Source organism: Sphingomonas sp. FG14, assembly GCF_057809675.1.
The window spans coordinates 1-26,804 of sequence record NZ_JBMDKK010000031.1 but is presented as its reverse complement, the minus strand read 5'-3'; the positions used below and the strand labels follow the sequence as shown (position 1 = coordinate 26,804).

Below are 26,804 nucleotides of genomic sequence, written 5' to 3'. Positions count from 1 at the left end.
GCCGTAGTTGGGCAGTTGGTGCCGGGGCATGCCCCGGCACCAACTTACCGATCTCGACCCGATCGAATTTCCAGACCTCGCGTTACACAACCTGATTGGTTCGATGGGTTCCGATGCGATGGTTAATAGGATATGGGAGCAATCATGAGTGCAGGGTCGGAGAAGGCAACGGATTCCAAGGCAGCGTTTCTGCGTGCGCCGCTTCGCGCGCTGCAATTAGTCGAATACATCGCCCGGAACCCCGACGGTATCTCTCTCTCCCAAGCCATCGAGGCGCTGCGGATCCCCAAGACCAGCGCGTTCCAGCTGCTTCGCTCGCTCACGCACCACGGCTATGTCGTCTGTACCGACCGGCGATATCACATCGGCCTGTTGGCGCGGCAGTTCGCGCTATTCGCCGACAAGAACCCGGCCATGCTCGGCATCCAGACCGTCCTGAAAGCCCTTTCGGCGGAGATCGAGGAGTCGGTGTCCTTCTGCACGATGGACCGGGTCGCGATGATGGTCGATCACGTCGAGGTCGTGCAAAGCAAGCACGTCATCCGGTACGTTATCGAGTCGGAAACCAGACGCCCGCTGTACTGTTCGTCGCCCGGCCAGGTTCTGCTTGCCTGGCAGGATCCCGATTTGATCAGGGACTATGTCGAGAATACCACGCTGACCAGATTCACCCCGAACACGATCGTGACGCCGGAGGCGTTGATGGACCGTTTGGCCAGGATCAGGCATGACGGCTACGTCGTCGTCGATTCCGAAATGACGCCTGGGGTCATCGGCGCGTCGGTGCCGATCCTGGGTCCGGAAGGCAATGTGCTGGCCGCGCTGGCGCTCGGCGCACCGCAGACGCGCGGGGCCGGCCGCGCCCCAGAATATGTCGCGCGTCTGCGCGTGGCGGCCCGCCGTCTGTCGGGACAGGCAGCGGTCGGCATTTCATCGACCCCTTGACTCCCCGACAAGCGGCGGAGTTGCCGAGCCGGCGATGAATGGCCGGCAGGCCTTGATGCCGCGACCGTTCGCTTATCGGGCCTGGCGGCACATTCATCTTCCAGGCCCCGCCGGCTTTCGCGACGATCTTCGTTCCCACCATGTCGCCCAGGACGTTGACCGTGGTGTTGCCGATGTCGATCAGGCGATAGACGCCGCCGATGATCCCGTCCACGATCACAATTTCAGATCAGGTAACAAAAGCGAGCGGCACCACTGGCGTGGTGCCGCTTATCTCCCGCAAACGGGCGTTCGCGCGAGAACCGCGCCGATCGCCGCCGAGGTCGCTGAAACGGCCCATCACGCCTTTTGGAAACAGTCCTTTGTTTCGCACGCGGATTCACAACCCAGCCCACATATGATAATGTCCTTTATCGGATGTATAAGCGGTATAGAATTGGGCCATGAACCAGATCATCCCCCTGCCCTCACCCGCGTCCATGCTGCCGGCACTTCGAGGGCGAGGTGATCCTATGGGCGGTGCGCTGGTACTGCCGCTACGGCGTGAGCTACCGCGACCTCGAGGAGATGCTCGCTGAGCGCGGCGTCGCCGTCGACCACACCACCATCTACCGCTGGGTCCAGCGCTACGCGCCCGAGATCGAGCAGCGCCTGCGCTGGATATGGCGGGCGTCGTCGCTCCGCCGGGGCTGGCGGGTCGACGAGACCTACGTGAAGGTGCGCGGCCGCTGGGCCTATCTGTACCGCGCGGTCGACGACGAGGGCCGTACGCTCGACTTCCACCTGTCGCCGACCCGCTCGGCCAAGGCCGCCAAGCGGTTCCTGGGCAAGGCCATCCGAGCCTGCAAGGAATGGGAGAAGCCCCTGTCGATCACGACCGACAAGGCACCCACCTACCCGCTCGCCATCGCCGAACTGAAGCGCGAGCGTGTGTGCCCGGCCCATGTCGTCCACCGACGCGCCAAGTACCTCAACAACCGGATCGAGGCCGATCACGGGCAGCTCAAACGGCTGATCCGGCCGACGCTCGGGTTCAAGTCGATGAAGACCGCCTACGCCACCATCAAGGGGTTCGAGGTCATGCGAGCGTTGAAGAAGGGCCAAGGCGGCGCGCACCAAGTGCAGCCCGGGATCAGGGGCGAGGTGCGCCTCATTGAGCGCGCGTTTGGGCTGGGGCCGGACGCGCTTACCGAGATGACTGACCAGCTCCGAACGCTGGACCTGGCCGCATAGCCAGCCTGCCCCGCCAGCCGCCGGTCAGGCCCGAACGCACGCGCGTGACCGAGGCGCATGTTGCGCGAGCACCGTGCGCGATCGGCGGGAGCGTAGCCCCCTGCCCTGCCCGGCTTGATGGAGGCCGCCGTTCCTGCGGTCGCGTGTCTGTCCCACCCACCCAACCCTGGGGGCCTGGCCTTCGGCCCGGCCGATTGCCGCCGGGATCATTGCACCTGTCCCTTGACCGTGTTGTGAGAAACAACTACATTCGCGCCAATGCATCGAAAAGCCCTGCGTAACATCTCGTGGATCAAGGGCGCGCTCAAAGAGTTCGGCCGCTTTCCCGAGGACGCGCAGGACCAAGCGACCGACGCCCTCACGGCTATCGCCGAGGGCGACACGCCGGAAATCGCCAAACCCCTGACCGGGTTGGGTTCGGGAATATGGGAACTGGCGATCAAGGAACGGGGAGACGCCTTCCGGGTGATCTACGCGCTCCAGCTCGACGACGACATTTGGGTGGTTCACGCCTTCCAGAAGAAATCCAAGAGCGGGATCGCCACCCCGAAGCAGGAAATCGACTTGGTGCGCGAGCGCATCAAGCGTTTGAAGGAGGCGCTGCAATGACCGACGACGATGACTTCGAGCTGATCCGAGGCACCGGCAACGTCTATGCCGACCTTGGCATGAAGGAACCCGAACAGCGTCAGCTCCGCGCGATCCTGGCGGCTGAAATCAGCAAGACGCTGGCGACCGACAATCTGACCGTGCGTGCGGCCGAGAAGATAACCGGTGTCGCCGCCGCCGACTTTTCGCGCATCCGTCAGGCCAAGCTCAAAGGCTTCACCATCGACCGGTTGATGACGATCCTCGATCGGCTCAATCGCGACGTGCAGGTGTCCGTTTCCGTGCTGCCGCGCAAGCCCGGCGGGCAAGCAGGGTTTCACCTTCACCCGGCCTGAAACGATTGGCGCCTGCCGCTACGCGGCACCGCCGCTCTCAGTCGCTTCGCTCCCCAAGCCCGAAAGCGGTCTTGGCCCTGCCGGGTTCCGATCGGCTGGCGGGGCGAGGATCCGCACGGCGGATCGTCGCCTTGACCTAGACGCATGGAACGTCCACACGTGAACGTGTTCACAGGTCCACACGTTCACGTGTTCAGGAGTTCACATGAAGGTCATCACCGTCATCAGTCAGAAGGGTGGCGCGGGTAAGACGACCTTGGCGATCCACTTGGCGGCGGCGGGCGCGGGCGCGGGGCTTACCGCCTTGATCCTCGACACCGACCCGCAGGCGACGGCGAGCCACTGGAGCGAGTGGCGCGGATCGTCGGACCTTGAGGTGGTCGATTGCGCCTCCCCTTCCCTCTTGCCCCGCAAGCTCCAACAAGCGGCCGAACTCGGGGCCGACCTGGTGGTGATCGACACCCCGCCCCACGCCGACATCATGGCGCGGGAAGCCTGCAAGGTGGCGGACCTGGTGCTGATTCCCTGTCGTCCGCAAGCCTTCGACCTCAAAGCCGTCGAGATGACGGCCGAGCTGGTGCAGGCGACCGGCAAGCCCGCGTTCGTGCTGTTCATGGGCGGCCCCCAACGCGCGCCAACAACCTACCGGGACGCCCGCGAGCTGATCGAGGGCAGCGATGGCGTCGCCGGCATGGGCGTGGACGTTGCACCCGTCATGCTCACCCAGCGGGCGATCTACCATCACAGCACGGCGCAGGGGAAAACCGCGATCGAGCTGGAACCCGAGGGCAAAGCGGCCGAGGAGGTCGCCGCACTATGGGCGTGGACAAGCGAACAGGTGAACGTGTTCACACGTTCACGAGTGAACAAGAAGCGGGGCGCGGCATGAGCAAGTTCGGCGCGATGAAGCAGCAGCGGGCGGAGAAGGCTGGCGCGATCGGCGACAGTCCCGACCAGGCGACGGCGACGCCCGTCACCCGCGCCCAGACTCGACAGGGCAAGAAGGCAGTGAGCGCTTATTTTAGCCCCGAGGTCAGCCGTGGTTTGAATGTGCTGGCGGCCGAGCAGGGAACGACGTTGCAGGCCCTCCTTGGCGAAGCCATCGACCTGCTTATGCGGCACCACGGAAAGCATCCGTTCGGCGAGCGATAGTTGTCCACCTGTGAATATGTGAACACAAGGATTAGGAGCTTGGGGGTGGCACGATCGACAAACGCCAGGAAATCGACCGGCCCGGTTGCGGAGGTTGAAGAGCCGATGCTGCCGATCGAAGCGCCGCGCCGCCAGCGCAACCGCATTGGCAAAAAGTCGATCGCTGGTAAGTTCGATCCGGCAATCGCGCGAGCGTTCGCGATCCTTGCCGCCAAGGAGGACAGCACGATCGAGGCGTTGCTGACCGAGGCCGTGCTCGACATTCTCCAGAAGTATAAGCAGCAGATAGAGCGGTGAACGTGTTCGCATGTGAACAAGTGAACGTGTGAACACACGGTCTAATCTATGCGCGTGTTAGAACGCGCCTTCCCATGACTTGGATAATCTGACAGGCTTTGGTGTCGGCGGACTCGTTCGCCGATTCGCCGTGGCGATCGTAGCGGGTGGCACCGCTAGGGCCAAAACGACGAAAGCCCGGCTTGGCGGCCGGGCTCTCGGAAAGTCTGATGGGCGGGAAGCCCGTGTTCTCTAGCAGGAACAGCCTCCCGCAGATCGGACGACAAGTCAACTCGAAAACGCTGTTTTCGAGAACGGGAGAGCTATGTCCATGAGGGATTGCCGCCAGCAGCCGGGCCAACCGATCGACGGGAGGTTCCCATGCAAACTGTGTTCGAGGCCCTTGGAGGGGCAACAAAAGGGCGACGACCCGGCCGTCAGACCGGCCAGCGGGTCCATCGCTACAGCCGCACCGAGGAGGGCCGGGAAGGGCGATTCTGGCAGCCGTTCAATCCCAAGAATGTCTCTCGCTTCATGCAGGCGGCCGAGAAATATGACCGGCTGAAACGGCTTGCCCATCGGCGCGACCGCAACAACCGCGAGAACGGCGCGATCGGCCATGTCGGGCTTGAGGTGTTGCGCGAGCTGCTGCGCCTGATCGACTATAAGACCGGCCGGCTTGATCCGGCGATTGCGACGCTGGCGCTTCGCATCGGTCGCTCGATCGCGGCCGTGGTGGACGCGCTCAAGCGGCTAAAGGCTCATGGGTTTCTTGACTGGTTGCGCCGCTATGTGCCGACCGGCAACGCGGGGCTGCGCGGTCCCCAGGTCAAGCAGACCTCGAACGCCTACCGGTTGATGCTCCCGCCGCAGGTGGAACGCGGCACGACCGCACCACCGCCAGAAGATGACAGCGATCGGCGACGCGCAGCGGTCGAGGAGGGCAGGGCGATGATCGCTGCACTCCCGCTCGACGAGCAGCCCGCGCAGCTTGTCGACGATCCCGGCCTCGCTGCGATTCTTGCCCGGCTCGGGCGAGGGATCATGGACCAGGAACGTGATTCAGAGAGGCAGAATGAATCCCGGCAAAGTTAGAAATATACAAGCGGAATTGGCCTAACGGCCAATACGCAATTCGCTGCGTGCCGCCTTCGGCGTCACAATGGCGGCCTACCGGCCGCAGGCTTGGCGAGAAGAAGGTGGGCAGGGTGGCAGCGAAATAGCATCCTACGGCCGTCCAGGCGCGCCGTAAGGGCAGGAGAGGAGCTTTCGGGTGTCGGGGTGCCGATTCGCCGGGAATGTCACCAGCGGAGCTTAAATCACGCCGGATCGAACCGTCCGGCGAACTCGATCGGCATAGTAGCGCAGCTTGGCGGCAATAATCGGCCGCTGCCCGGCAAGGAACAGGAGCTGGCGATCGGGGCGCAGCGTGCGAACCTCGTCGGGCGTGAGGAGCAGGCGGCCGACGTGCTGCTGCCCGTAGGAAATCCCGCTCCCCTGCGCGTCCATCGCGCGGCTCATGTCTCGAACACGACGGTTTGGCGCGCGCGAGGCCCATCTAGCCGATCGTCAGCATCGGATCGGCGTCGGGATGGCCGAGCAGCTTGAGGACGATTTGCGTGGCTAGGGGAGGGGGGACCGCTTCATCGCGCAGCATGTCGAACAGCGCGTCCTCGTCGGGCGTCAGGCCCATGCCTTCGATCGCGAGGTTGGCGCGCGAGTCCGCGTCATCCTTGCGCCACATCGCGATTTCCGCCGAGGTGCCGCGCACGAAATCCATCGCGCGGACCTGCTGACGGATCGCTTCAACATCGAGCTGCATCATGGGGCGTTCTCTCCGGCTTCATTTTCCGCATCGAACGCCCGCTTGCCGCGCCGCTTCCACAGCGCCAGCACATCGCCGGCATCGTCGCCGCGCCCACGTCCGGCGAGATCGAGCAGCGCGCCGTAGAGGGTGGCGCGATCGTCGCCGGTCAGCTCGACCAGTCCGGCTTTCTGGACCAACCCGCCAAGCTCAATCAGGTGACGTGTTCGCTCGCGACGTTGCACGACCCAGCCCCTGCTATCCGTTCGCCGCTCGGCCGCTTCCGCCCGCAGTATCGCCGCTCGGTTCAGCCGCAGCGCCCGATCCGTCGATTGTAGCAGCACCGCCACCCCCCTCGACTTCGCTCGGGACAGGTTTGCGCCCGCGCCGTTGAAAGAAGGCAGCGCCCTTCGCGCGCCATGCCTCCTTCGCGCCCGCATCCTTCGATCCGATCGCATCGAGCAGGACGCCGGCGAGTGTTTCCGCATCGAGCGCGTCGGCCCCGGTCGCGGCGACGAGCTGGCCGAGCTGTTCGACCCGTTTCGCCTTGAGCGCGCGGGCCTTGTCACCCAGCGCTTTCAGTTCGGCATCGTAATCACGAACCTTCCGCATCGCTTTCACCCTTCCGCGTATCGGTCAGCAGCATCCTAGCGCCTCCGGAATATGGGTAAAGCTGGAACAACAAGAAAGCAGCATCCAGTCAGTCACGAGGAGCGCGGCGAGTGGTGAGTGCGCGCTTATACGTCGTTGCCGACGTGCGCTAAGTAGGGCAGTGTGCGGAGCGTCATGGCGATCTACCATTTCTCCGCCAAGGTTGTGAGCCGTGCCAACGGATCGAGCGCCGTTGCGAGCGCCGCCTATCGTTCCGCGTCCGAGCTGCACGACGATCGGTTGAACCGCGATCACGACTTCAGCAACAAGGCGGGCGTCATCCACTCCGAGGTGATGTTGCCGCAGGGTGCGCCGGAGCGTTTAAACGATCGCACCACCTTGTGGAACGAGGTGGAGGCGGGCGAAAAGCGCAAGGACGCGCAGCTTGCCCGCGAGGTGGAGTTCTCGATTCCGCGCGAGATGAACGAGAAGCAGGGGGTCCAGCTCGCCCGCGATTTCGTGAAAAAGCAGTTTGTCGATCGTGGGATGGTCGCTGACCTGAACGTGCATTGGGACAAGGCGAAAGACGGCAGTCCTAAGCCGCACGCGCATGTGATGATGACGATGCGCGATGTCGGGCCGGAGGGGTTCGGGAAGAAGAACCGTGACTGGAACTCGACCGAGCTGTTGAAGGACTGGCGCGAGGCGTGGAGCGCGCACGTCAACGAGCGCATGACCGAGCTTGGGCTTGAGGGTCGGATCGATCACCGCTCCTATGAAGCGCAGGGCATAGAGCTGGAACCGCAGCACAAGATCGGCCCGGCAGCATCGCGGCGACCAAGCCAAGGGCTTGAGGCGGAGCGGATCGAAGATCACGCGCGCATCGCCCGCGAGAACGGCGCGAAGATCATCGCCGATCCCAATGTTGCGCTCGACGCGATCACCCGGCAGCAGGCCACGTTCACCACCCGCGACCTTGCGACGTTCGCGTTCCGGCACAGCGACGGCAAGGAGCAGTTCGACCAGGTGATGGGGGCGGTGCGCGCCAGCCCCGAGCTGGTCGCATTGGGGAAGGACGGACGCGACCAGGAGCGGTTCACGTCGCGCGACATGATCGCGACCGAGGCGCGGCTGGAGCGCGCCGGTGACGATTTATCGAGGCGTTCGGATCACGGGCTCCCGGCAGCTTCAAACAGGAGGGGGCGGGAGGGCAACCGCGCTGCCGGGAGTGAAGGTATAACGCTTGGCGACGAACAAGTTGCCGCGCTTGAGCATATTTCCCGGCCGAACGGTCTGGCGGCGGTGATCGGCTATGCCGGTACGGGCAAGTCGACGATGCTGGGTGTGGCGCGGCAGGCGTGGGAGGATGCCGGCTACACGGTGCGCGGCGCGGCCTTGTCGGGCATCGCGGCCGAGAACCTCGAGGGCGGTTCCGGCATCCGGTCCCGCACCGTCGCCAGCCTTGAGCACGCATGGGGGCAAGGCCGAGAGCAGCTAGGCCCCAGGGACGTGCTGGTGGTGGACGAGGCGGGCATGATCGGCTCGCGCCAGATGGAGCGGGTGTTGAGCCAGGCGCGCGATGCCGGGGCCAAGGTCGTGATGGTCGGCGACCCCGAGCAGTTGCAGGCGATCGAGGCGGGCGCGGCGTTCCGCAGCGTCACCGAGCGGCACGGCGCGGCCGAGATCACCGAGATCCGCCGGCAGCGCGAGGACTGGCAGCGCGACGCCACGCGCGCGCTGGCGACCGGGCGTACCGGCGAGGCGATCCATGCCTATGACGGCAAGGGCATGGTCCACGCGGCCGACACGCGCTTGGCTGCGCGGGCCGAGCTGGTGGACGGTTGGGATCGCGCGCGCCAGGCCGAGCCGGACAAGAGCCGCATCATCCTTACCCACACCAACGCCGAGGTGCAGAGCCTCAATGGCGAGGCGCGCGACCGGTTGCGCGCATCCGGCGACCTTGGCGATGACGTGACGGTGAAGGCCGAGCGGGGGACACGTCAGTTCGCGACCGGCGACCGCATCATGTTCCGGCGCAACGAGCGCGGCATGGGGGTGAAGAACGGCACGCTGGCGACGATCGAGCAGGTATCGCCCGAGGGCATGGCGGTGCGCCTCGATGACGGGCGCGGCGTCGCGTTCGACACCAGGGACTATGCCCATGTCGATCATGGCTATGCGGCGACGTTCCACAAATCGCAGGGCGTGACGGTCGATCGGGCACACGTCCTCGCCACCCCCGGCATGGACCGGCACAGCGCATATGTCGGCATGTCGCGGCACCGTGACGACGTGCAGCTCCATTACGGCCGCGACGACTTCGCCGATCAGCGCCAGCTCGTCCGCGCCCTGTCGCGCGACCGGGGCAAGGACATGGCCGGCGACTATGCCCGGCCCGAGCAGGACCAGGCCCGTGCGTTCGCCGATCGGCGCGAGATCCGGTTCCCGGAACTCGCGCGCCAGGTGGTGGAGAAGGTCCGCGACAAGGCCAGGGGCATGTTCGCGGGGTTCCGGCCGAAGTCGGCAGCGGAGCGGGCGACATCGCCGGAGCGCGTCGCGGCCGATCGGTCGCTCGCACCTTCGCAGGCCCGCGCGATCGAACGCTATGGGCGCGCCGCAGCCGATATAGGCCGGATGAAGGACAAGGGGTTGCCGGTGCTGGCGCACCAGGAACAGGCGTTGCGACAAGCCGGCGACGCGCTCGACCAGGTGCGGCCGCTTGGGAGCCGCGACCTTGCCAGCGCGATCGAGCGCGACCCCCGGCTCGCGCGCGACGCGGCCGAGGGGAACACGGGCGGGGCGGCAAAGGCGATGGAAACGGAGCGCCAGGTCCGCATCGATCCTGAGAAGCGCGCGGGCCGGTTCGTGGAACAGTGGCAGGGCATGAAGGAGGCACGGGCCAGCATGGAGCGTGCCGGCGACCGTGCGGGTGCGGAACGGCTCGGCAAACGCATGGAGAGCATCGCGGGCGGGCTGCATCGCGATCCGCAGCTTGAATCCGCGCTGCACCGTCGCGCGCCCGAACTGGAACTGAAAATGGAGCGCGGCCGGTCGATCGCAAACGAGCTGGCGCAGTCGGTCAGCATCGCGCGTGACCGCGACCGTGGCATTAGCCGGTAGGTGTAGCGGCTTGCAATGATGATCGCCCGGAACTGCAATAAAGGGCGGTTTCCGGCTCACATTGGGTGAGACGTTAGGGGCCGCCAGGCTCACATTGGTTGAGACGCAAATCACAATCGGTGCGACGGACGCGAGATGTTCGGCGATCGGCGCAGGATCGCGGAAACACCATGATGTTGCGACTTCGTGGCCGTTTCGACCTTTGAGGTTACTAAGCCATGACAGACCGCAGGCATGTCCGCTCCGCACGACGCTTGCAATCACGCGGTGCTGCCTCCAGTCGAAGGCGACGTGCTCACGATAGCTGCATCGAAAGGACGGGTGCGAGATGACCGATGCCAACCGGATCGCTGCCGCCATTAACCTGCGGGTCCGCCAGCTTGAAGCGCAGGGAATCACCGGGATCGCGCTGGCCAATCATATGATCGGCCACATGCAGGATCTGCACGCCATCTACGCCACTGCAGGCGACCGGGCGTTACGCGATTTGTGTGACCGCTTTCCCGGGTTTGAGCGTTATGCCAAAATCATGGAGGAGGTTTCGGAACGGAACCAGGCCATGATGGCCTCCGGCAGCCATCCCCATGGCGATTTACCCGAGTTGCCGGAGCCAATGAAAGCAAAGCTCGTGCATGTGCTGCGCGCTGCTGCCGAACTGGAGCGCGAGGCCCAGGCAGCCGTCGATGGTCGCCCAGGCGACCTGGCGGAGCGATTGCCGGAGCTGGGACGGTGCTGGGCCGAGGACTGCGCGCAATTAGTATCCGAATTCAAATCCTCGGATTTGCCGCTCGGGTCCCAGGCTCTGGTGGAACAGGTGCTCAAGGCGACAGCAGAAAGAATTTGCAAGGCGATGGAAAACCGTAGCGCGGCCTGATCGCCGGAAACCGGTGCCGGGACCGCCAGGAAAACGAGCGGTTATCTCGCGGTTGTGCAATGCCGCCCCGGGCAGTCCGAAAACGACAAGAAAACCCGTTGTGAAAACCAGAGCTATCTTGCACCATGCCGGTAGTCTTTTCTGGCGGGGTACGCATTGCTCATCGGCTATATCCGGGTGTCCAAGTCGGACGGCACGCAAACGCTGGAGCCGCAGCGCGACGCGCTGTTTGCGGCCGGCATCGATCCATCCCGCATCTATGAGGATATGGCCTCGGGTCGGCATGATGCCCGGCCGGGCCTTACCGCCTGCCTGAAGGCGCTCCAGCCAGGCAACACGCTCGTCATCTGGAAGCTCGACCGGCTCGGTCGCGATCTGCGCCACCTCGTGACGACTGCGGAGGATCTCCGGTCGCGTGGGATCGGGTTGAAGGTGCTGGCCGGTGCCGGCGCGCAGATCGACACGACGTCCGCCAATGGCCGTCTCGCTTTTGGCATCTTCGCGGCGTTCGCCGAGTTCGAGCGCGAGCTGATCGCCGAGCGCACCCATACCGGCCTTGCCGCGGCGCGTGCGCGCGGTCGCATGGGCGGTCGGCCGCGCAAGATGAACCGGGCGACGCTGACGATGGCGATGGCGGCGATGTCCGATCGGGGTGCCGTCGCGGCCGATGTCGCTAAGCGCCTCGGGATCACGACCACCACGCTCTATGTCTACGTCAACGGCGACGGCAGTCCCAAGGCCCCAGGACAGGCGTTGCTCGACGCTGTCCCGACCCGACAACTGCAAAGCCAGGCTGCGTAATGAGCGCGGGCGTCACGGTCCCCATCGAGGCGATCGTGACGCTCCGGCGTCGGTTGGCGGCGCTGCCGGCGAGGCATCCCGAGCGGCAGCCACTGATGGCATCGACCGCCGAACTCTATGATATCAGCCGCGCTACGCTCTACCGGCTGTTGCGCGGCGAGCGGCGTCCGAAGGACGCACACCGCGCCGATCGCGGCCAGTCGCGCAGCATGCCTGCCGGTGAGATCGAATGGTGGTGTGAGGTCGTCGCAGCGATGAAGAGCCGTACAACCAACCGGCAGGGTCGTCGCCTCTCGACGAAGCGTATTCTCGAAATCGTCACCGAGCACGGCGTCGAGACTCCCGATCGCGGTCTGGTGAAGCTGCCGCCAGGGCGGTTAGCGGCCTCGACGCTTAATCGCCACATGCGACAACGTGGGTACGACACCGAGCGCATGACGCGCGAACCGACTGCGGTGCGCTACCAGGCCGAACGCGCCAACATGCTCTGGCATTTCGACATGAGCCCGTCGGACCTCAAACAGTTGAAAGCCCCGACCTGGATCGATCCGGATCGGGGCGGTGCACCGACGCTGATGCTGTTCTCGGTGGTCGATGACCGGTCGGGCGTCGTCTATCAGGAATATGCGCTGGTTTACGGCGAGGATGCCGAGGCGGCGCTGCGCTTCCTGTTCCGGGCGATGGCGCCGAAGGAGGACAATCCCTTCGAAGGCATTCCGGAGAACATCCAGCTCGATGGCGGCCCGGTCGGCAAATCGAGCGTGTTCAAGCGGGTCATGGAATGTCTCGGGATCACCGTCACCCCGCACATGCCGGCAGGGTCGGACGGACGCCGCACGACCGCGCGCGCCAAAGGCAAGGTCGAGCGACCGTTCCGCACCGTCAAGGAAGCGCACGAGACGCTGTACCACTTCCACGAACCCACCAGTGAGGAAGAGGCCAATCGCTGGCTGGCCCGCTACATCACCACCTACAACAGCGGCGATCATCGTCGCGAGCCGCATTCCCGGATCGACGACTGGCTCAGGCATCTGCCCGAGGGCGGCATCGCGCCATGTGCAGTTGGGAACGCTATTGTGCGTTCGCGCGCGAACCCGAGCGCCGCAAGGTCGGCCTCGACTGCCGCCTGACCGTGGCCGGCGTTACCTATGAGGTCACGCCCGAGGTGGCCGGCGAAACGGTCGTCGTCTGGTAGGGGTTGTTCGACCAGGAACTATGGGTCGAACATGGCGACGATCGCTATGGTCCGTTCGATCCGGTCGGAGGGCCGGTGCCGCTGCATCGCTATCGCAAGCATCGCAAGAGCCGGCGCGAGGTCCGCGCGGATCGCGTCGATGCGCTGGCGTCGAGGATCGGCATCCCTCGCTCGGTGCTGACGGGCGAGGACGACATCGTGGTGATCGGTCGCAAGCCTGCCGATGGGATCTCGCCTGTGCCGGCCCGGCATTCGCCGATCCCGACCCATTTGCTGAACTCACCTTCGCCACGCCGCTCAAGGCACGCTTCGCCATATCCGAGGAGTTGCGCCTGCCACTGGGCGGGCTTTGCGAGGACGACCGCGCCTTCATCGACGCGCTGCTCGCGCGCACCCTGTCCAGGCCCGAGGTGATGGATGAAATCCGCAGGCGATTCCCGCCCGGTCATAGACGGAGCGGCTGATGCAGACCGAGGTGATGCGCTATTACGGACTGGCCCGGCCTCCGGTCGATCTCGGCTTCTTCGAGACCGAGCATCACGCCCAGCTCACCCATGATTTGAAGACCGCGATCACGGGCGGACGCCTGATCGCGCTCACCGCCACCATCGGCTCGGGCAAGACTGTGCTGACCCGACGATTGCGCGAGGAACTGGAGCGTGAAGGGCGCGTGATCGTCTCGCGCGCGCTCAGCCTGGAAAAGGCCAAGATATCGGTGCCGTTGCTGGTCGCGGCCCTGTTCTACGACCTGTCGTCGGAGAAGACCGTCTCGATCCCCAGCCAGTCGGAACGGCGCGAACGCGATCTGCAGGAGCTGTTCCGCAAGGCCAAGCGACCGGTCGCATTATTCGTGGACGATGCACACGACCTCCATCCCAAAACGCTGACCGCGCTCAAGCGCCTCGTCGAGCTTGTCACCGAGGGCGGCGGTCAACTTGCCGTGATCCTCGTCGGCCATCCAAAGCTGCGCAACGACCTCAAGCGCCCGCTGATGGAGGAAATCGGCGATCGGACGACGGTGTTCGAGTTTGGCGGTCTGCGCGACCGGCAGCGCGACTATATCGACTGGGCGCTTCGTACCGCATTGTCGCCGGGGATTGAGCCCGATGCCGTGCTGACCGAGGATGCCGCGATCCTGCTCGCCGCCAAGCTCAAGACCCCGCTCCAGATCGGTCGCCATCTCGTCCGCGCGTTCGAGGCGGGGTTCGAGGCCAGTGTGAAGCCGATCGACGCCGCGACCGTCGAGGGTGTGCTTTCACGCCAGATCGACGACCTCGAACCTCAGCTTACCCGCCACGGCTACGACACGAAGAGCCTGGCGGACCAGTTCGACGCCAAGCCGGCGGAAATCCGCCAACTGCTCCGGGGCGGACTCGATCCCGCCCGTGCGCGCGAACTTACCGACGATATGCGGGCAGCAGGATTGCCGCTCTGATCACCGTGTCCGCGATCCTGCGCCCATCGGCAATGCTGCGCAAACTCGCCGCCTATGAGCGCCAGAACCAGCTCGACCTCGCACTCCGTGAGATCGGCCGCGTCGAGCGCACGATCTTCATGCTCGATTGGCTGGAAAGCCCCGCATTGCGCCGACGCTGTCAGGCCGGCCTCAACAAGTCCGAACAGCGCCACTTCCTCACGCAGGCAATCTGCACTTTCAAACAGGGCCGCATCGCCGATCGCTCCCACGAGGCCCAGCAATTCCGCGCCTCGGGCCTTAATCTCATCATTGCCGCGATTGTCTATTGGAACTCGACCTACATCGCGGATGCGGTCGCGCATCTTCGCACGATCGGCGAAGACGTGTCGGACGAACTGTTGGCGCACACCTCGCCCGTTGGCTGGGGGCATATCGCCTTCTCAGGCGACTTCCTATGGGATCGCGCGGCCGCGATGCCAGCTAAACGGCGACCGCTCAACCTGGCACGGACGAGCGGGGCCACTTGAAGCAAGCACATGTTCGCTATCTGTACTCGCTTAGCGCAATTCAGATAACATCCGTTGCGACAACCTCAACCAATGGGAGCCTGGCAGCCCCTAACGTCTCACCCAATGTGAGCCGGAAACCGCCCTTTATTGCAGTTCCGGGCGATCAACATTGCAAGCCGCTACAGGTAGGTGACGATGGATACTTCGACGAGCTCAGCACAGGCTGATATGCAGGAAGGTGGCGATCCGGCGGAGGCGTTCGACCGGCTGCGCGCCGTCATCGAAGGCCAGGACCGTGAGCTGGCGTTGCTGCGCCGCGCTGTGGAGGGCCTGGCGGCCGAGCGGGCGCATATCGACGTTCCCGACTATACCGAGACGCTGGGGCGGATGCAGCAGGGCGTGGACGCCACGGCTAACGGACTCGCGGTCATCAACGACGTGATCGCGCGGAGTCCGGCGCTGGCGATGACGCCCGAGCAGATGGCGCAGCGGATCGCCGCAGCGGGCAACGCTGCCCGGCGCGAGGATCAGGCGGCGCTCGCCAAAGCCGGCGAGGACAAGGCCCGCGTCATGGCCGAGCTTCGTGCCATCGCCGGGTCCGCATGGACGCGGGCCGACCAGAAGAACCGGCAGCTATGGTTCGGGCTGGGCGGCGCAGCGGCCGGGATTTTGGCATGGGCGATCCTGCCTGGCCTCGTCGCGCGCGAGGTCGCGCCGGCAAGCTGGCAATGGCCCGAGCGCATGGCGGCGCGGACCCTCGACCTTCCCCGTTGGGAAGCAGGGCAGCGGATGATGCAAAGCGCCAGCCCGACCGCGTTCCGCGCGATCGTTGGGGCCGACAGGATTGTGACGGCTAACCGCGAAGTGATCGAGGGATGCAGCAAGGCCGCAGCCCGAAGACGCGAGACGGTGCGATGCACGATAAGGATCAAAGCTGAGCCTGCGAGGTCTGCATTCAGCGGCATGAGATGATCGACGCCATGCGCGGCCTTGGCCTCAAGGGCATGGCAGGCCCGTTCGACGAGGCGGTCACCCCGGTGTTCAGCGCCAGCGCACGGCGATGGAGATCTTGACCGATCTGTTGTGCGCCGAAGGCGCACACCGCCATGCGGCCTCGATCCGCTACCGCATGACAGCCGCCAAGCTGCCGGTCGTGAAGGACATCGACGCGTTCGTCTTCCAGAACACTCCGATCAACGAGGGACTGGTCCGCTCGCTGCACGCAGGCTCGTTCCTGCCTGGACGTCGCAACGTCGTGCTGGTCGGGGGCACGGGCACCGGCAAGACTCACCTCGCCAGCGCGAGATGAGCGATGCTTGGCGGCATCGATCGGGACCCCACCGGGGGACATAAGCACCCTTCTCGTACCTGTTCCCGAGCTTCGGTTCAAGGGAGCGCGCTTCGCGCCACGCTCTATGAGACGGCGGGTCCTGCCTCAGGCGAACATGTGGTCTAGTTTGCCTGGTCCCGGCCTCCAACGCAACGCGTGCGAACGGTCGATCAACGTTTTGCGCTCGGCAACAGTCCCGCCTTGCCGAGCACCCCGGACAAAAAATCGTTCACCAGCGTCAACTCGCCGATCTTGGCGTGCAACGTCTTCACGTAAATCGCCGGCTCGGCCGGCTCGCTATGGCCCTCCGACCCGAAGACCCCCGCCGCCCCTTCCAGCAGCTGGCCACGCCACGTCGTGATCTGGTTCGGGTGAACGTCGAACTGCTGTGCCAGCTCGCCCAGCGTCTTCTCGCCCTTCACGGCAGCCAATGCCACCTTCGCCTTGAATGCCGGACTGTGATTCCGGCGTGTTCGCTTCGTCATCTGATCTCCTGTTCGGCGCCATGCTGACCGCCTCCAGGCAGAAACTCCACTTACCAGCCTGTCCAAATTGCCGAGCCACCTCTATCTACGGCGCCGCCGCTATTCCGACACTGGATTTCATTTCGTGGTGACCGCATCGCGATAGGCCACGTAGTCGTTCACCGATTCCGGGTTTACCATAGCGGCAAAGTCGAACGCGTCCGCGGCGGCGGCCCCTTCCAGCAACCGTTTGGTCGGAAGTTCCTGTTTCTTCATCGAAAGCGTCCGTGGAATTTGGGCTACGCAGATCACGTCGTCCGGCACGAACCTGGGCGACAACCGCGCCCGGATCACCGACGCAATCGCTGCGCGGAGATCAGGCATCGAAGCGCCGTTACCGGGCACGACGAACAACAGCAGGCGCGATTCCGTGCCGCTCCTGACATCGACGGCCATCGAGTCGAATACCTCAGGAAGCGTTTCGACGGCATCGTAAATCTCGCTTGTACCCAGACGATGGCCGCCCCGATTGATGGTGGCGTCGCTACGCCCGAAAATCTCGCAGACGCCACTCGCCTCGATGCGCAGCCAGTCGCCATGACGCCAGACGCTATCGAACATGTCGAAATAGGCCTCGCGGTAGCGGCTCCCGTCCGGATCATCCCAAAGGAAGAGCGGCATCGAGGGAAGCGGCTTTACGCAAACCAGCTCGCCCACCTTGTCGATGTGCGACCGGCCCTGTTCGTCCCACGCCTCGACTGCGGCGCCCAGTTGCCGGCACTGCAACTTTCCCGGTGCCGGCGGCAACTCACGATTGCCGGTGCAAAACGCGCCGCAAATGTCGGTGCCGCCAGAGATGTTCAACCACCACACATCGGTTACACCCACCCGCCGCAAGTCCCGCGAAATGCCTAGCTCCACTTCTGCCGGCAGCGGCGACGCGGTGCTCCCCAACGCGCGTAGACACGCCAAGTCGCCCACTGTGGCCAACTCGAGTTTCGAGCGCTCGCACTGCGTGAAAAAGGCCGCCCCGGCGCCGAAGAACGTGATTCGATGGCGGGCAACGAAGCGCCACAATATCCCCCAATCCGGCGCATGCTTGCTGCCGCCGGCGCTGCCGTCATAAAGACAGATCGTTGTGCCGCTCAGCAAACCTGCGAGCTGACAGTTCCACATGATCCAGCCGGTGGAGCTATACCAATGGAAGCGTTCGCCAAAGGTTTCGGGTGCGTAGCTAGCCCCTAAGTCCATATGCAGCTGAGTCGCCAGTGCCCCGAGCAACACGCCGCCGTGCCCGTGCACCAACGCCTTAGGTTTGCCGGTCGTGCCGCTGGAATAAACGATCCAGAGCGGATGATTGAAAGGGAGCCAGTCAGCGACGAAAGAATCCGTTTCGTCGTCACTTTGGGCGATCGCCTCATCGAAGGACGGCAGCTCATCGTCGACCGGAACCAGCCCGGACCGCACTACCAGGCACAGGCGCAATGACGGCAAGCTACTGCGCAAGTCGGCCACCACCGGGCGCCGATCGAGGACCTTACCGGCATAGCGCACCGCGTCGCACGCGATCAGCACCGTCGGCTCCACCTGAGCGAACCGGGCCAGCACCGCGACCGCCCCCATGTCCGGCGCGCACACGGTCCAGATCGCGCCGATCGATGCGCACGCGAGAAATGCGACGATCGCCTCCGACCGGTTAGGCAGGAAGGCCGCCACGCGGTCGCCGTGCTTGACGCCAGACTTACGCAGTCGGATCGCCAGTGCTGCGACCTGGTGGTGCAAGGTAGCCCAATCGACTTCGCAAACAACGCCCGCCTCGTCCTCCGCGACGATCGCAGGCACACCCGCGGCCTGGGCCGCCGCCTTGTGCGCAAAAACGTGACGAGCGTAATTTACGTGGGCGCCAGGAAACCAGCGAAAATCTGGCATGCGTTCACCCACTAGCACGTCGGTGTGGGGGGTGGGCGACTGGACGTTCCCGAAGCGGAAAAGCGCCGACCAGAAGGCCGCCTGATCGGTGACAGACCAAGCGTGAAGTTCCTCATAGCTGGAAAAGCACAGGCCCTCTTCCTTTTCGAGCCGGTGTCTGAACTGCGCGATCAAGGGGACCGCGGCACGCACGCTGACGCGCGCCATCGCTGGCCGATCGTTCATGCCGCCACCACGGCGTGAGGTATCAACCCCGCGTTCATGGTCTTGCCGGGAAGCGGATGCCCGACGATCTCGGCGGCAAGCTTCGCGGCCTCGATCAGAGTCGGCAGGTCGACACCGGTTTCGACGCCCATCTCCTCGAACATCAGCACCATATCCTCGGTGCACACATTTCCCGCAGCCGCGCGGTTACCGGCGAAGGGACAGCCGCCGAGACCCCCGATCGACGAATCGAACCGCGCGACGCCGAGCTCGAGGCCGGCCAGGACATTGGCTATTCCCATTCCCCGCGTGTCGTGGAGATGCAGCGCGAAATCCCGATCCGGCCACCGCTCCCGCGCGCGTTCCAGCAGGGTCCGGATCGCGTTCGGATTGGCAAAGCCCACCGTGTCGCAGAAATAGATGGTCGAGGGCGATTCGCCCTCGTCCGCGCAGATGTCGAGCAGGTGCGCAAGCGCGTCGATCGTCGTCTGCGGCGGGACATCGCCTTCGAACATGCATCCGAACGCGGTGAAGATGTAGGCCACGGATGTCGACACGCCGTTCTGCCGATATCGATCCATCAACAGCCGCTGGCCTTCGGCCACGTCCTTGGCGGGCCGATTGTTGTTTTTCCGGGCGAAGGTATCGCTGGTGATGGCGAACACCGAACCGACCAGGTCGAGGCCCGAGGCCACGGCGCGATCGAATCCCTTCGCGTTCAACCACGTCCCGGTGTAATGCACTCCGGGTTCGCGCAGGATCCCCGCCGCGACCTGTTCAGCGTCCGCCATCTGCGGCACGCGCTCGCGATCGACGAACGACACGCAGTTGATTTCCATGAGGCCGGTCTTGGCGAGCGCGTGGATAAGATCCACCTTGCGCGCCGTGGGCAACGGATGCTCGCTCTGGAAGCCTTCGCGCGGACCCTCTTCGCAGATCGAAACCCGCCGTGGCGTCTCCTGAGGCCGCGCGCGCATTACCGGCCGGTCCATTGCGGGGAGCGCTTGTCGTTGAAGGCTGCCAAGCCTTCCTCGGCATCCTGCGTCAGGCGCATCAATTGAAGCTGGCCTTCGGTATAGGCGATGGCCTGTGCGAAGGTCATGTCGGCGATCGCCAGCAGCGCATGCTTGCCGATCCTCACTGCCGTCGGCGACTTGCCAGTGACGCGTTCGACCAGCCAATCGACCTTGTCGTCCAGTTCGGCGCGCGGAACCACGTAGTTCAACAGCCCGTATTCCAGCGCCTCCGCGGCGGTGATCGGCTCGCCGGTCAGGCACATCTCGCGGAATCGCCGCTGCGGAAGCTGACGCTGCATGATGCTCGCCACCTGCATCGGGAACATGCCGATCTTCACTTCGGGCAGGCCGAAGGTCACGTCGTCCGCCGCGACCGCCATGTCGCACATCGAAAGCACGCCCATCCCGCCGGCCATGCACGCACCGTTCACGCGCGCGATGATCGGGATGTCGCAATTCATGACTTGGCGCAGCATCTGGGCGTAGTCGGTGCTGGGTCGGGAATAGTCGTGATCGAACATGCCCGAACCGCGCTTCAAATCGCCGCCGGCGCAGAACGCGCGGTCGCCCGATCCCGTCACGACGATCGCCAGCGCATCGCCGCTCTTCGCTGCGGCAATCCCCGCTGATAGGCCGGCCACGACTGCATCGTTGAGCGCGTTGCGTCGCGCTTCGCGGTTGATCACGAGCCGCATTACCCGGCCGGTCCACTGATGAAGAAGCGCGTCTTTCTGTTCCATTGCTCTCTCTCCTTAGCAGCGCGATCGGGTCGGATCACGCGAGGGGTCTTCGGTAGGTTCAGGCGGGCTGGCGCCGCCGTTGCGCGCAACGGTGCGGCGGACGGATGCAAGGCCGGCGAATGCCGAGACGACCGACACCGGGCCGAGGACTGCGATGAGCAGCACCGCCGAACTCCCCATCCGTGCGGGACCGAACACGTGGTCGCTCAGCGCCCCCATCACCAGCGGACCCAAGCCGTTCCCGAACAGCACAAGCATCATCACATAGAGGCCCGCCATCCGTCCCCGCGCGGCAGCGGGCGAGACCAGTTGGACCAACGCGGATGCGTACCCTGTAAACGAGAAGGCGAAGAATTGCGCTAGCCCGATCAGGATCAGAAAGGCGACCGGGTCCTTGGAAAGGAACGCCGCCAGTGCGCAGGGCGCCCCGATCATCATTGATACGCCGAAGACGCGCAAATGCGCGTCCCCGAGTCCGCGCGCGTAGAGCTGATCGACTATCGCCCCGAACACAAGCGTGCCCAGGCCCGACCCGACAAGGTGCACGGTCCCGTAGGCGACACCGACTTGACTCGGCGCCCAGCCGTAGGTTCGGGCCATGAAGGTCGGCGTCCACAGGACGATCGCGAACAGCATGGTGGCCGCGGGCACGAAGCTGCCGAGCACGGCGAGCATCGGACCCCTGACCGCCGCCAGGGTGACCAGGAAGGGCGCGCTCGAAGCGTTGGCGGCGTGGGTCCGGGCGGGCTCCCTGAAGGAGAACAAGAGGACGACCGCGAGGAAGCCGGCGATACCCAGCAGAATGAACGGCATCTGCCAGCCGCGCACCGCGACAAGGCCGGCGATCTCGATCACAGGCCGTTGCGAGAAATGCGCCACGGCAATGCCGCCAAGCGCCGTCGAGGCGCTGCTACCGAAGATGCCGCCGAAATAGAAGACCGACATGGCCATGCCCAATCGCCGCGCCGGGAAGCGGTCGGCCATCAAGGAATGCGCGACCGGCATCAGCGACGCTTCGCCGATGCCCAGCAGCACGCGGGCCATAAGCAGTTCACCGTAGTTCGCCGCGAGCCCGCATCCGATCGTGGCCGCCGACCAGAGCAGCACGCCGCAGCAAAGAACTCGGCGGCGGGAAAACCGATCGACCAGCGCCCCCATCGGCCAGCCGAACAACCCGTAGAACAGGGCGAAGGCCATGCCGAGAAGCATCCCAACCTCGGTATCGGATACCGCCAGGTCTCGCTTCAAATGTGGAACCATCAGCGACAGCACCGTCCGGTCGAACGAGTTTAGGAAATAGAACACGATCAGGACGGCGACCATGTACCAGGCAGAGAGCATCGCCCCCCGGCCTTCGGCCCGACCTTCGAACGCCAGAGCGGGCCGCTGGCGGTCCACCTTAGAATCGCACCGTGGCGCGGACGCCATAGGTCGCCGGGCGCATGTAGCTCGCAATGTCTCCCGTCGAAAAAGCGACCACCTGCAGCGGATATTGGACGTTGGTGATGTTGCGTCCCCACAGCGACAGCTCGAGATTGTCGGTCGATGAACGCCAGGTAAGCTGGGCGTTGACGATCGCATATTCGGGCTGGCGGATGCGCCCGTCGACCGTGAAGTTCATCGGGCCTTGGTAATAGGCGTTGGCACCTGCGATTATCTCCCCGCCGAGGCCGGGGAAGGTATAATCGATGCCGACGTTGCCGCTGCGTTGGGGGGTCCGGAGCAACGGCCGGTCTGCCGCGTTGATAAAGATCGGGACGTTGCCGCCGCCAGGCTTCGGAAAGAACACCTGCGCGTTCAGGAATTTCTTGTATTTGGCGCTGAGCACGGACGCGCCGAAACGGATGTTCAATCCGGTCGTCGGCTGCACCACAAACTCGCCCTCGACGCCGTAGATTTCTCCCTTCGCCGCGTTCTGGAGGATGACCGCGTTGCTGATCGGGTCGCGAGTGTTGACCTGGATGTCGCGATAGTCGGTGTAATAACCCGCAACGTTGACCCGAAGCCACCGTGCGGGATCGGACTTCATGCCCAGTTCGTAGCTTTTCACGTGTTCCGGGTCGGCGGGGATCGCCGAAAAGCCCGGCGCGTTGAAAACGCCCGCCTTATAGGCCTGGGCATAGCGCGCATATAGCTTGACCTTCTCGTACACATTCCAGTCCAGGGTGAAGGAGGGGTCGATACTGTCCCAGCGCTTGCACGTCTTGAGGAGCACCTGCGTGCCGATGAAATTGTCGGCGGCCCCGCACTTGCGGTCGTTGCTGTAGCGCGCGCCGGCGGTTGCGGTGAGCGTGTCGCTCAGCTTGTACGACCCCTGCGCATAGAAGGCGAACGCCCGCAACAGCAACTGCGCTCGCAACGAACTTGCCTGTGTGGTGGTTATCGTACGTGGGTTGAATCCCGAATTGTCGTGGATGTAGAAGCCGCCGACGATCCAGGAAAAACGCTGCTTGTCCGGCGACGTCAGATAGAGTTCTTGGGTGAAGCCGTTGTCGTATTGGTGCGCGCTCTGGGTCTGGATAGACAGCGGCGAGAGATCCATGTCCATCCGGTAGTTGTTCTGGTTTTGCGAGTAGCCGGATACCGATGTCAAGGTGGCGCCAGAGAAGCGATGGACCAGCGTGGCGCTGAACGAGGCCTGGCTCATTGCGACCGACGGCGGCTCGGAGAGACGCGTTTCGCGGTTGGTGAAGGCGATCGGCACCGCCGGGTCGATCTGGCGCGCGACGGTGTTGCCGTTCAGCGGGAACGCCGCCACCGTCGTGTCCTCCCGCTTGAAATACCCCGCGGTCAGCGTGATGTCGGTAGCGTTGGTTGGCTGGATCAGAACCTTGCCTCGCACCAGAAAATTGTGCTGGGACGCGGTGCGTTTTCCCGTGGTCAGCTCTTTGACGTAGCCGTCATCGTCCAAGTATTGACCGACGATGCTGCCGGCGACATTGCCGGTGCCGCCGGTGAGATACGCCGACGCCTGCACCTCGTTGAAGCGGCCGTAGCCGAGCATGAGCTTGCCGCCCGGCTCGAAACTGGGCTGCTTGGTGATGATGTTGATCGCGCCGGCGGTTGCGTTCCGCCCGAGCAGTGTGCCCTGCGGCCCCTTCAGTACTTCGACCCGCTCGATATTCGCGAGTTCGAACAGTCCACCCGTGATGAACGGCTGGTACACGCCATCGACATAGGTCGGCACGACTTCTTCATCGCCCGGATTGGCCCCGCGGGTGCCGATCCCGCGGATGGTCGGTTGCGGCGTGAAGGTGGATTGCACGAACGACAGGCCGGGCGTTACCAGCTGAATGTCCCGCGTGTCCTGAACCCCCGCCTGGGTGAGCTGCCGCTCGGTGAGCGCGGTTATGGCGATTGGAATGTCCTGGACCCGCTCGTTGCGGCGCTGAGCAGTCACGACGATCTCTGAGATCCCGGTTTCGGGTTGTGCGGCCGGCCCGGTCTCCGCCTGTGCCTGTGCCTGTGCCTGTGCGGCATGCGCCCACGCAGTCCCCAGAATCAGTAGAGAAACGCGCGTCCATTTGGCCCGCTTGATGCGGGTTCCACCCCTCTCAGTCATTATCTTCCTCCTCCACGGCGACATTGTTGGTCGTCGATTTCTCTTGGCTGATCATCGGCCGGCTCGCGCAAAGCCGCCGGATCAGCTCGGCATCGAGGCCGGCTTCCTGCAACACCTCGACGGTATGCTCGCCGACCAGCGGCGCCGGGCGGATTTCGCCGACCGGCGTGCCGAACCACTCGCTCGGAACCGCCGTTTCGACATATCGTCCAACCGCCGGGTGCTCAATCTCGCGGAAGAAGCCGATCTCGGCGAGATGCGGATCCGCCAGCAGGCTGTCCATCGAATGCAACGGAAAGACCGGAATATCGGCGTCGCTTAGCAGTGCCTTCCAGTCCGCGGTCGTCCGCCGGACCATCTCATCCCGCACAAAGGAACTGACGAAATCGCTGTTCGCGGTGCGGGCGCCGATCGACGCCAGCCGTTCATCCTTCTCCCAACGCGCCGGATCCTCCGTCAGCTTCAGGAACGCGCGCCAATTCGCATCGCTGTAGATGGTGCAGCAGACGTATGCATCCTTGGTACGGTACGGCCGCCGCTCGGCCGCCATGATGCGGGGGTAACCGAACCCACCCTTTTCCGGCCGGTACTTCTTGCCCCAGAAATGATCGCCCAGGACGAACGGGACCATCGTCTCGAACATCGGTACGTCGACGCGCTGCGCAATCCCGGTCCGCTCCCGCGCGAACAGTGCCGAGGCGATCACCCCGAACGCATAAAATCCGACCGCGCGGTCCATGACGTTCAGCGGAATGTAGCGCGGCACCCCGTCGGAATGGGCGGCGAGCAACGTGGGCAGGCCAGTCGCCGCCTGAATCAGATCGTCGAATGCGGGCGAGGCGGCGTAGCTCCCACGCTGGGAAAATCCAATCAGGTTCGCATAGATCATCCGGGAGTTCAGCGCGGCAATCGCTTCCGGCGAGAACCCCAGGCGCTTCATCGCGGCGGGACGCACGTTGCAGACCAGCACGTCCGCCGACTTTAGCAACGCCGCAAACGCCGCGGCGCCATCGGCGGTCTTGAGATCGAGAGCCACGCTGCGCTTGTTGCGATTGCTCCCCAGGAACATCGGACCCATGCCGATGTCGCCGTACGGGCCGACACGCCGGATCGGGTCGCCTGCCGGACTCTCGACCTTAATTACGTCGGCACCGAGGTCCGCCAGCATCTGCGACGCCGAGGCCGCCATCACGATCGTGGTGAGGTCGATGATGCGTATCCCCGCCATCGGACCACAACCGGCGCCGGCACCCGCGTCCGGCGGCGAACCAGGCTCACGCAAGATCGACACGGTTCAGTCCTGCCATAGTCGCCACCCAGCCTCTCCATGCGACGAGTAACAGCTGCAATTCTATTCGCAAACGTTTTTTGGTTAGTGTTCCGTTATCGGAACATGATTGGTGATTGTGCAACCTGATGTCTGGAAATTGAGGGGTGCGTGATCACCCATTCCGGCATTCCCATTTGATGTAGGCCTTATTGTCGCAGGCCCATGTTTCGTCGATCTCGACGAGAACGGCGGAGACGAGGCGCAGGAGCGCCTGGTCGTTGGGGAAGACGCGGACCTTCACGGTGCGCCGCTTGAGCTCTTGCTGGACGGCGCGCTCGATGGGGTTTGAGGTGCGCAGGCGTCGGCGATGATGCTCGGGCAGCGTGAATACAGCCAAGCCTTCGGGCACGGCGTTTTCCAGCCATGTCGCGAGACCGGGAGCGGTGTCGCGGTAGCCGGCAACGAGCTCGTCGAGCGCGACCTGGGCCTTGGCGAGCGTGACTGCATTCCAGACGCTGCGCAGCTCGGCACCGATGCGCTCGCGGCTGGCGGCGTTGGGAGCGTGGTGGATGGCGTTGGCGGCGAGGTGGAACTGGCAGCGCTGCCAGGTAGCGGCACCAAGTACGGCGCGGCGGGCGGCACGCAGGCCGGCATGATCGTCGGAGACGATGAACTCCACGCCGCGCATGCCGCGTGCGACCAGGTCGTCGAGAAAGCCACGCCAGTGGACCTCGGCTTCCGACAGGGCGACGCTGACGCCCAGCACCCGTCGCCGCTCGTCGGGGCCGATGCCGATCGCCGAGAGGACGGCTGCGTCGCGCACGACGCCGCCTGCGCGCATTTTCTCATAGCGGGCGTCGAGGATCAGGTAGCGGATCTCACCGAGTGGGCGGTTGCGCCATGCCTCCAGCTCCTCATCGAGCAGGGCCGCGGCGCGGCTGACCTGGGATGAAGACAGGTTCTCGATGCCGAATTCGCGCAGCACTGCCTCGGCCTGGCGGGTCGAGACGCCCTTCACGTACATCTCGGCGACCGCCAGCATCACCGCGCGTACCGAGCGACAGCCGCGCTCCAGTGACTGCGGAAAAAACGGCTCGGCGCCGTGGCCGGCGGTCTTGGGCACCGCCACGTTCACCGTGCCCGCCGGCGTGTCGATCCGCTTGGACTTGTAACCATTGGCATAGCCCCGCCGGTCGGTCGTGCGCTCATAGTGCCCGGCGCCCAGGAAGCGCTCGCGCTCGATCCGCATCGCCATCTCGAAGGTCCGCGCGAACACCGCCGCCATGCCCTCGGGGCCGTGTTCAATCAGCTGTTCCAGTACCGCCTCGATCGCCGTATCATGCCTGCTGTCCATTCGTGCTCTCCACGGGTGTGTTGCAACTCCATGGAATGCCGAAGATGGGCAGTTGGGGGGGGGGGGGGGGGGGG

General features: G+C 64.7%; 23 protein-coding genes and 5 pseudogenes. 16 read left to right on the top strand and 12 right to left on the bottom strand.

The window, feature by feature from the left end:
* The first annotated feature begins 144 nt into the window (after window positions 1–144).
* From ACODTA_RS29240 to ACODTA_RS29205, 8 genes and pseudogenes are all read left to right on the top strand, one after another.
* Complete coding sequence (locus tag ACODTA_RS29240) at window positions 145–945, top strand: IclR family transcriptional regulator (protein WP_489071010.1); 801 nt, start codon at window positions 145–147, stop codon at window positions 943–945.
* Window positions 946–1,431: 486 nt separating this feature from the next.
* Window positions 1,432–2,178: pseudogene (locus ACODTA_RS29235) on the top strand (IS6 family transposase); the annotation flags it as partial.
* Between the two features lie 258 nt (window positions 2,179–2,436).
* Entirely contained in the window at window positions 2,437–2,787 is a 351-nt protein-coding gene (locus ACODTA_RS29230; protein ID WP_489071008.1) for a type II toxin-antitoxin system RelE/ParE family toxin, read from the top strand.
* The gene (locus tag ACODTA_RS29225; protein WP_046766316.1) at window positions 2,784–3,122 is read left to right on the top strand and encodes a helix-turn-helix domain-containing protein; all 339 of its coding nucleotides are present in this window, start codon (window positions 2,784–2,786) and stop codon (window positions 3,120–3,122) included. Before ACODTA_RS29230 ends, ACODTA_RS29225 begins: the two co-directional genes overlap by 4 nt.
* A gap of 205 nt (window positions 3,123–3,327) precedes the next feature.
* The gene (gene parA / locus ACODTA_RS29220) at window positions 3,328–4,011 is read left to right on the top strand and encodes a ParA family partition ATPase (RefSeq protein WP_489071006.1); all 684 of its coding nucleotides are present in this window, start codon (window positions 3,328–3,330) and stop codon (window positions 4,009–4,011) included.
* Entirely contained in the window at window positions 4,008–4,274 is a 267-nt protein-coding gene (locus ACODTA_RS29215) for a ribbon-helix-helix domain-containing protein (RefSeq protein WP_489071004.1), read from the top strand. The genes parA and ACODTA_RS29215 overlap by 4 nt, the downstream gene beginning before the upstream one ends.
* A 105-nt stretch (window positions 4,275–4,379) precedes the next feature.
* On the top strand, window positions 4,380–4,571 hold the full coding sequence (locus ACODTA_RS29210) for a ribbon-helix-helix domain-containing protein (RefSeq protein WP_489071002.1): 192 nt from the start codon (window positions 4,380–4,382) through the stop codon (window positions 4,569–4,571).
* Between the two features lie 318 nt (window positions 4,572–4,889).
* Window positions 4,890–5,645 carry a replication protein A gene (locus tag ACODTA_RS29205; RefSeq protein WP_489071000.1) on the top strand — a complete coding sequence of 252 codons (756 nt, stop codon included), beginning with the start codon at window positions 4,890–4,892 and terminating at the stop codon, window positions 5,643–5,645.
* Window positions 5,646–5,864: 219 nt separating this feature from the next.
* On the opposite strand, the gene ACODTA_RS29200 is transcribed toward ACODTA_RS29205, so the two are convergent.
* The 4 genes from ACODTA_RS29200 to ACODTA_RS29185 are packed head-to-tail and all read right to left on the bottom strand — an operon-like array spanning window position 5,865 to window position 6,966.
* Window positions 5,865–6,071 (bottom strand): type IV secretory system conjugative DNA transfer family protein, encoded by a 207-nt coding sequence (locus ACODTA_RS29200; RefSeq protein ID WP_489070998.1) that lies wholly within the window; start codon window positions 6,069–6,071, stop codon window positions 5,865–5,867.
* 37 nt (window positions 6,072–6,108) lie between these two features.
* A complete protein-coding gene (locus ACODTA_RS29195) occupies window positions 6,109–6,375 on the bottom strand; it encodes a hypothetical protein (RefSeq protein WP_489070996.1) in 267 nt (88 codons plus the stop codon).
* Entirely contained in the window at window positions 6,372–6,599 is a 228-nt protein-coding gene (locus ACODTA_RS29190; RefSeq protein ID WP_489070994.1) for a conjugal transfer protein TraD, read from the bottom strand. The genes ACODTA_RS29195 and ACODTA_RS29190 overlap by 4 nt, the downstream gene beginning before the upstream one ends.
* A 13-nt stretch (window positions 6,600–6,612) precedes the next feature.
* On the bottom strand, window positions 6,613–6,966 hold the full coding sequence (locus ACODTA_RS29185; protein ID WP_489070992.1) for a conjugal transfer protein TraD: 354 nt from the start codon (window positions 6,964–6,966) through the stop codon (window positions 6,613–6,615).
* Window positions 6,967–7,140: 174 nt separating this feature from the next.
* Here ACODTA_RS29185 and traA point away from each other — a divergent pair, with 174 nt between their 5' ends.
* The 8 genes and pseudogenes from traA to ACODTA_RS29145 all read left to right on the top strand — a co-directional run.
* On the top strand, window positions 7,141–10,065 hold the full coding sequence (gene traA / locus ACODTA_RS29180; RefSeq protein ID WP_489070990.1) for a Ti-type conjugative transfer relaxase TraA: 2,925 nt from the start codon (window positions 7,141–7,143) through the stop codon (window positions 10,063–10,065).
* A 328-nt stretch (window positions 10,066–10,393) separates the two neighbouring features.
* On the top strand, window positions 10,394–10,939 hold the full coding sequence (locus ACODTA_RS29175) for a hypothetical protein (RefSeq protein WP_489070988.1): 546 nt from the start codon (window positions 10,394–10,396) through the stop codon (window positions 10,937–10,939).
* A 156-nt stretch (window positions 10,940–11,095) separates the two neighbouring features.
* The gene (locus ACODTA_RS29170; RefSeq protein ID WP_489070986.1) at window positions 11,096–11,740 is read left to right on the top strand and encodes a recombinase family protein; all 645 of its coding nucleotides are present in this window, start codon (window positions 11,096–11,098) and stop codon (window positions 11,738–11,740) included.
* Window positions 11,740–13,399, top strand: a pseudogene (locus tag ACODTA_RS29165) (IS481 family transposase). The gene ACODTA_RS29170 and the pseudogene ACODTA_RS29165 overlap by 1 nt, the downstream one beginning before the upstream one ends.
* Window positions 13,399–14,370, top strand: a complete 972-nt coding sequence (locus ACODTA_RS29160; RefSeq protein ID WP_008830441.1) for an ExeA family protein — start codon at window positions 13,399–13,401, stop codon at window positions 14,368–14,370. The pseudogene ACODTA_RS29165 and the gene ACODTA_RS29160 overlap by 1 nt, the downstream one beginning before the upstream one ends.
* Window positions 14,371–14,393: 23 nt before the next feature.
* A pseudogene (locus tag ACODTA_RS29155) lies at window positions 14,394–14,879 on the top strand (Tn3 family transposase); the annotation flags it as partial.
* A gap of 177 nt (window positions 14,880–15,056) precedes the next feature.
* On the top strand, window positions 15,057–15,833 hold the full coding sequence (locus ACODTA_RS29150; RefSeq protein WP_489071012.1) for a DUF6118 family protein: 777 nt from the start codon (window positions 15,057–15,059) through the stop codon (window positions 15,831–15,833).
* A pseudogene (locus tag ACODTA_RS29145) lies at window positions 15,815–16,164 on the top strand (ATP-binding protein); the annotation flags it as partial. The gene ACODTA_RS29150 and the pseudogene ACODTA_RS29145, both read left to right, overlap by 19 nt.
* A 177-nt stretch (window positions 16,165–16,341) precedes the next feature.
* Here ACODTA_RS29145 and ACODTA_RS29140 read toward each other — a convergent pair.
* The 8 genes and pseudogenes from ACODTA_RS29140 to ACODTA_RS29105 all read right to left on the bottom strand — a co-directional run.
* Window positions 16,342–16,676, bottom strand: a pseudogene (locus ACODTA_RS29140) (transposase); the annotation flags it as partial.
* 117 nt (window positions 16,677–16,793) lie between these two features.
* Window positions 16,794–18,809 carry an acetoacetate--CoA ligase gene (locus tag ACODTA_RS29135; RefSeq protein WP_489070984.1) on the bottom strand — a complete coding sequence of 672 codons (2,016 nt, stop codon included), beginning with the start codon at window positions 18,807–18,809 and terminating at the stop codon, window positions 16,794–16,796.
* Window positions 18,806–19,780 (bottom strand): hydroxymethylglutaryl-CoA lyase, encoded by a 975-nt coding sequence (locus ACODTA_RS29130; RefSeq protein WP_489070982.1) that lies wholly within the window; start codon window positions 19,778–19,780, stop codon window positions 18,806–18,808. The genes ACODTA_RS29135 and ACODTA_RS29130 overlap by 4 nt, the downstream gene beginning before the upstream one ends.
* A complete protein-coding gene (locus ACODTA_RS29125) occupies window positions 19,765–20,544 on the bottom strand; it encodes an enoyl-CoA hydratase-related protein (protein WP_489070980.1) in 780 nt (259 codons plus the stop codon). The genes ACODTA_RS29130 and ACODTA_RS29125 overlap by 16 nt, the downstream gene beginning before the upstream one ends.
* Window positions 20,545–20,556: 12 nt before the next feature.
* A complete protein-coding gene (locus ACODTA_RS29120; RefSeq protein ID WP_489070978.1) occupies window positions 20,557–21,885 on the bottom strand; it encodes an MFS transporter in 1,329 nt (442 codons plus the stop codon).
* 58 nt (window positions 21,886–21,943) lie between these two features.
* Window positions 21,944–24,106, bottom strand: coding sequence for a TonB-dependent receptor (locus ACODTA_RS29115; protein WP_489070976.1), 2,163 nt, complete (start codon window positions 24,104–24,106; stop codon window positions 21,944–21,946).
* Entirely contained in the window at window positions 24,099–25,397 is a 1,299-nt protein-coding gene (locus tag ACODTA_RS29110; RefSeq protein ID WP_489070974.1) for a CaiB/BaiF CoA transferase family protein, read from the bottom strand. Before ACODTA_RS29110 ends, ACODTA_RS29115 begins: the two co-directional genes overlap by 8 nt.
* A 151-nt stretch (window positions 25,398–25,548) precedes the next feature.
* Window positions 25,549–26,730, bottom strand: a complete 1,182-nt coding sequence (locus tag ACODTA_RS29105) for an IS256 family transposase (RefSeq protein ID WP_489070972.1) — start codon at window positions 26,728–26,730, stop codon at window positions 25,549–25,551.
* Between the last annotated feature and the right edge of the window lie 74 nt (window positions 26,731–26,804).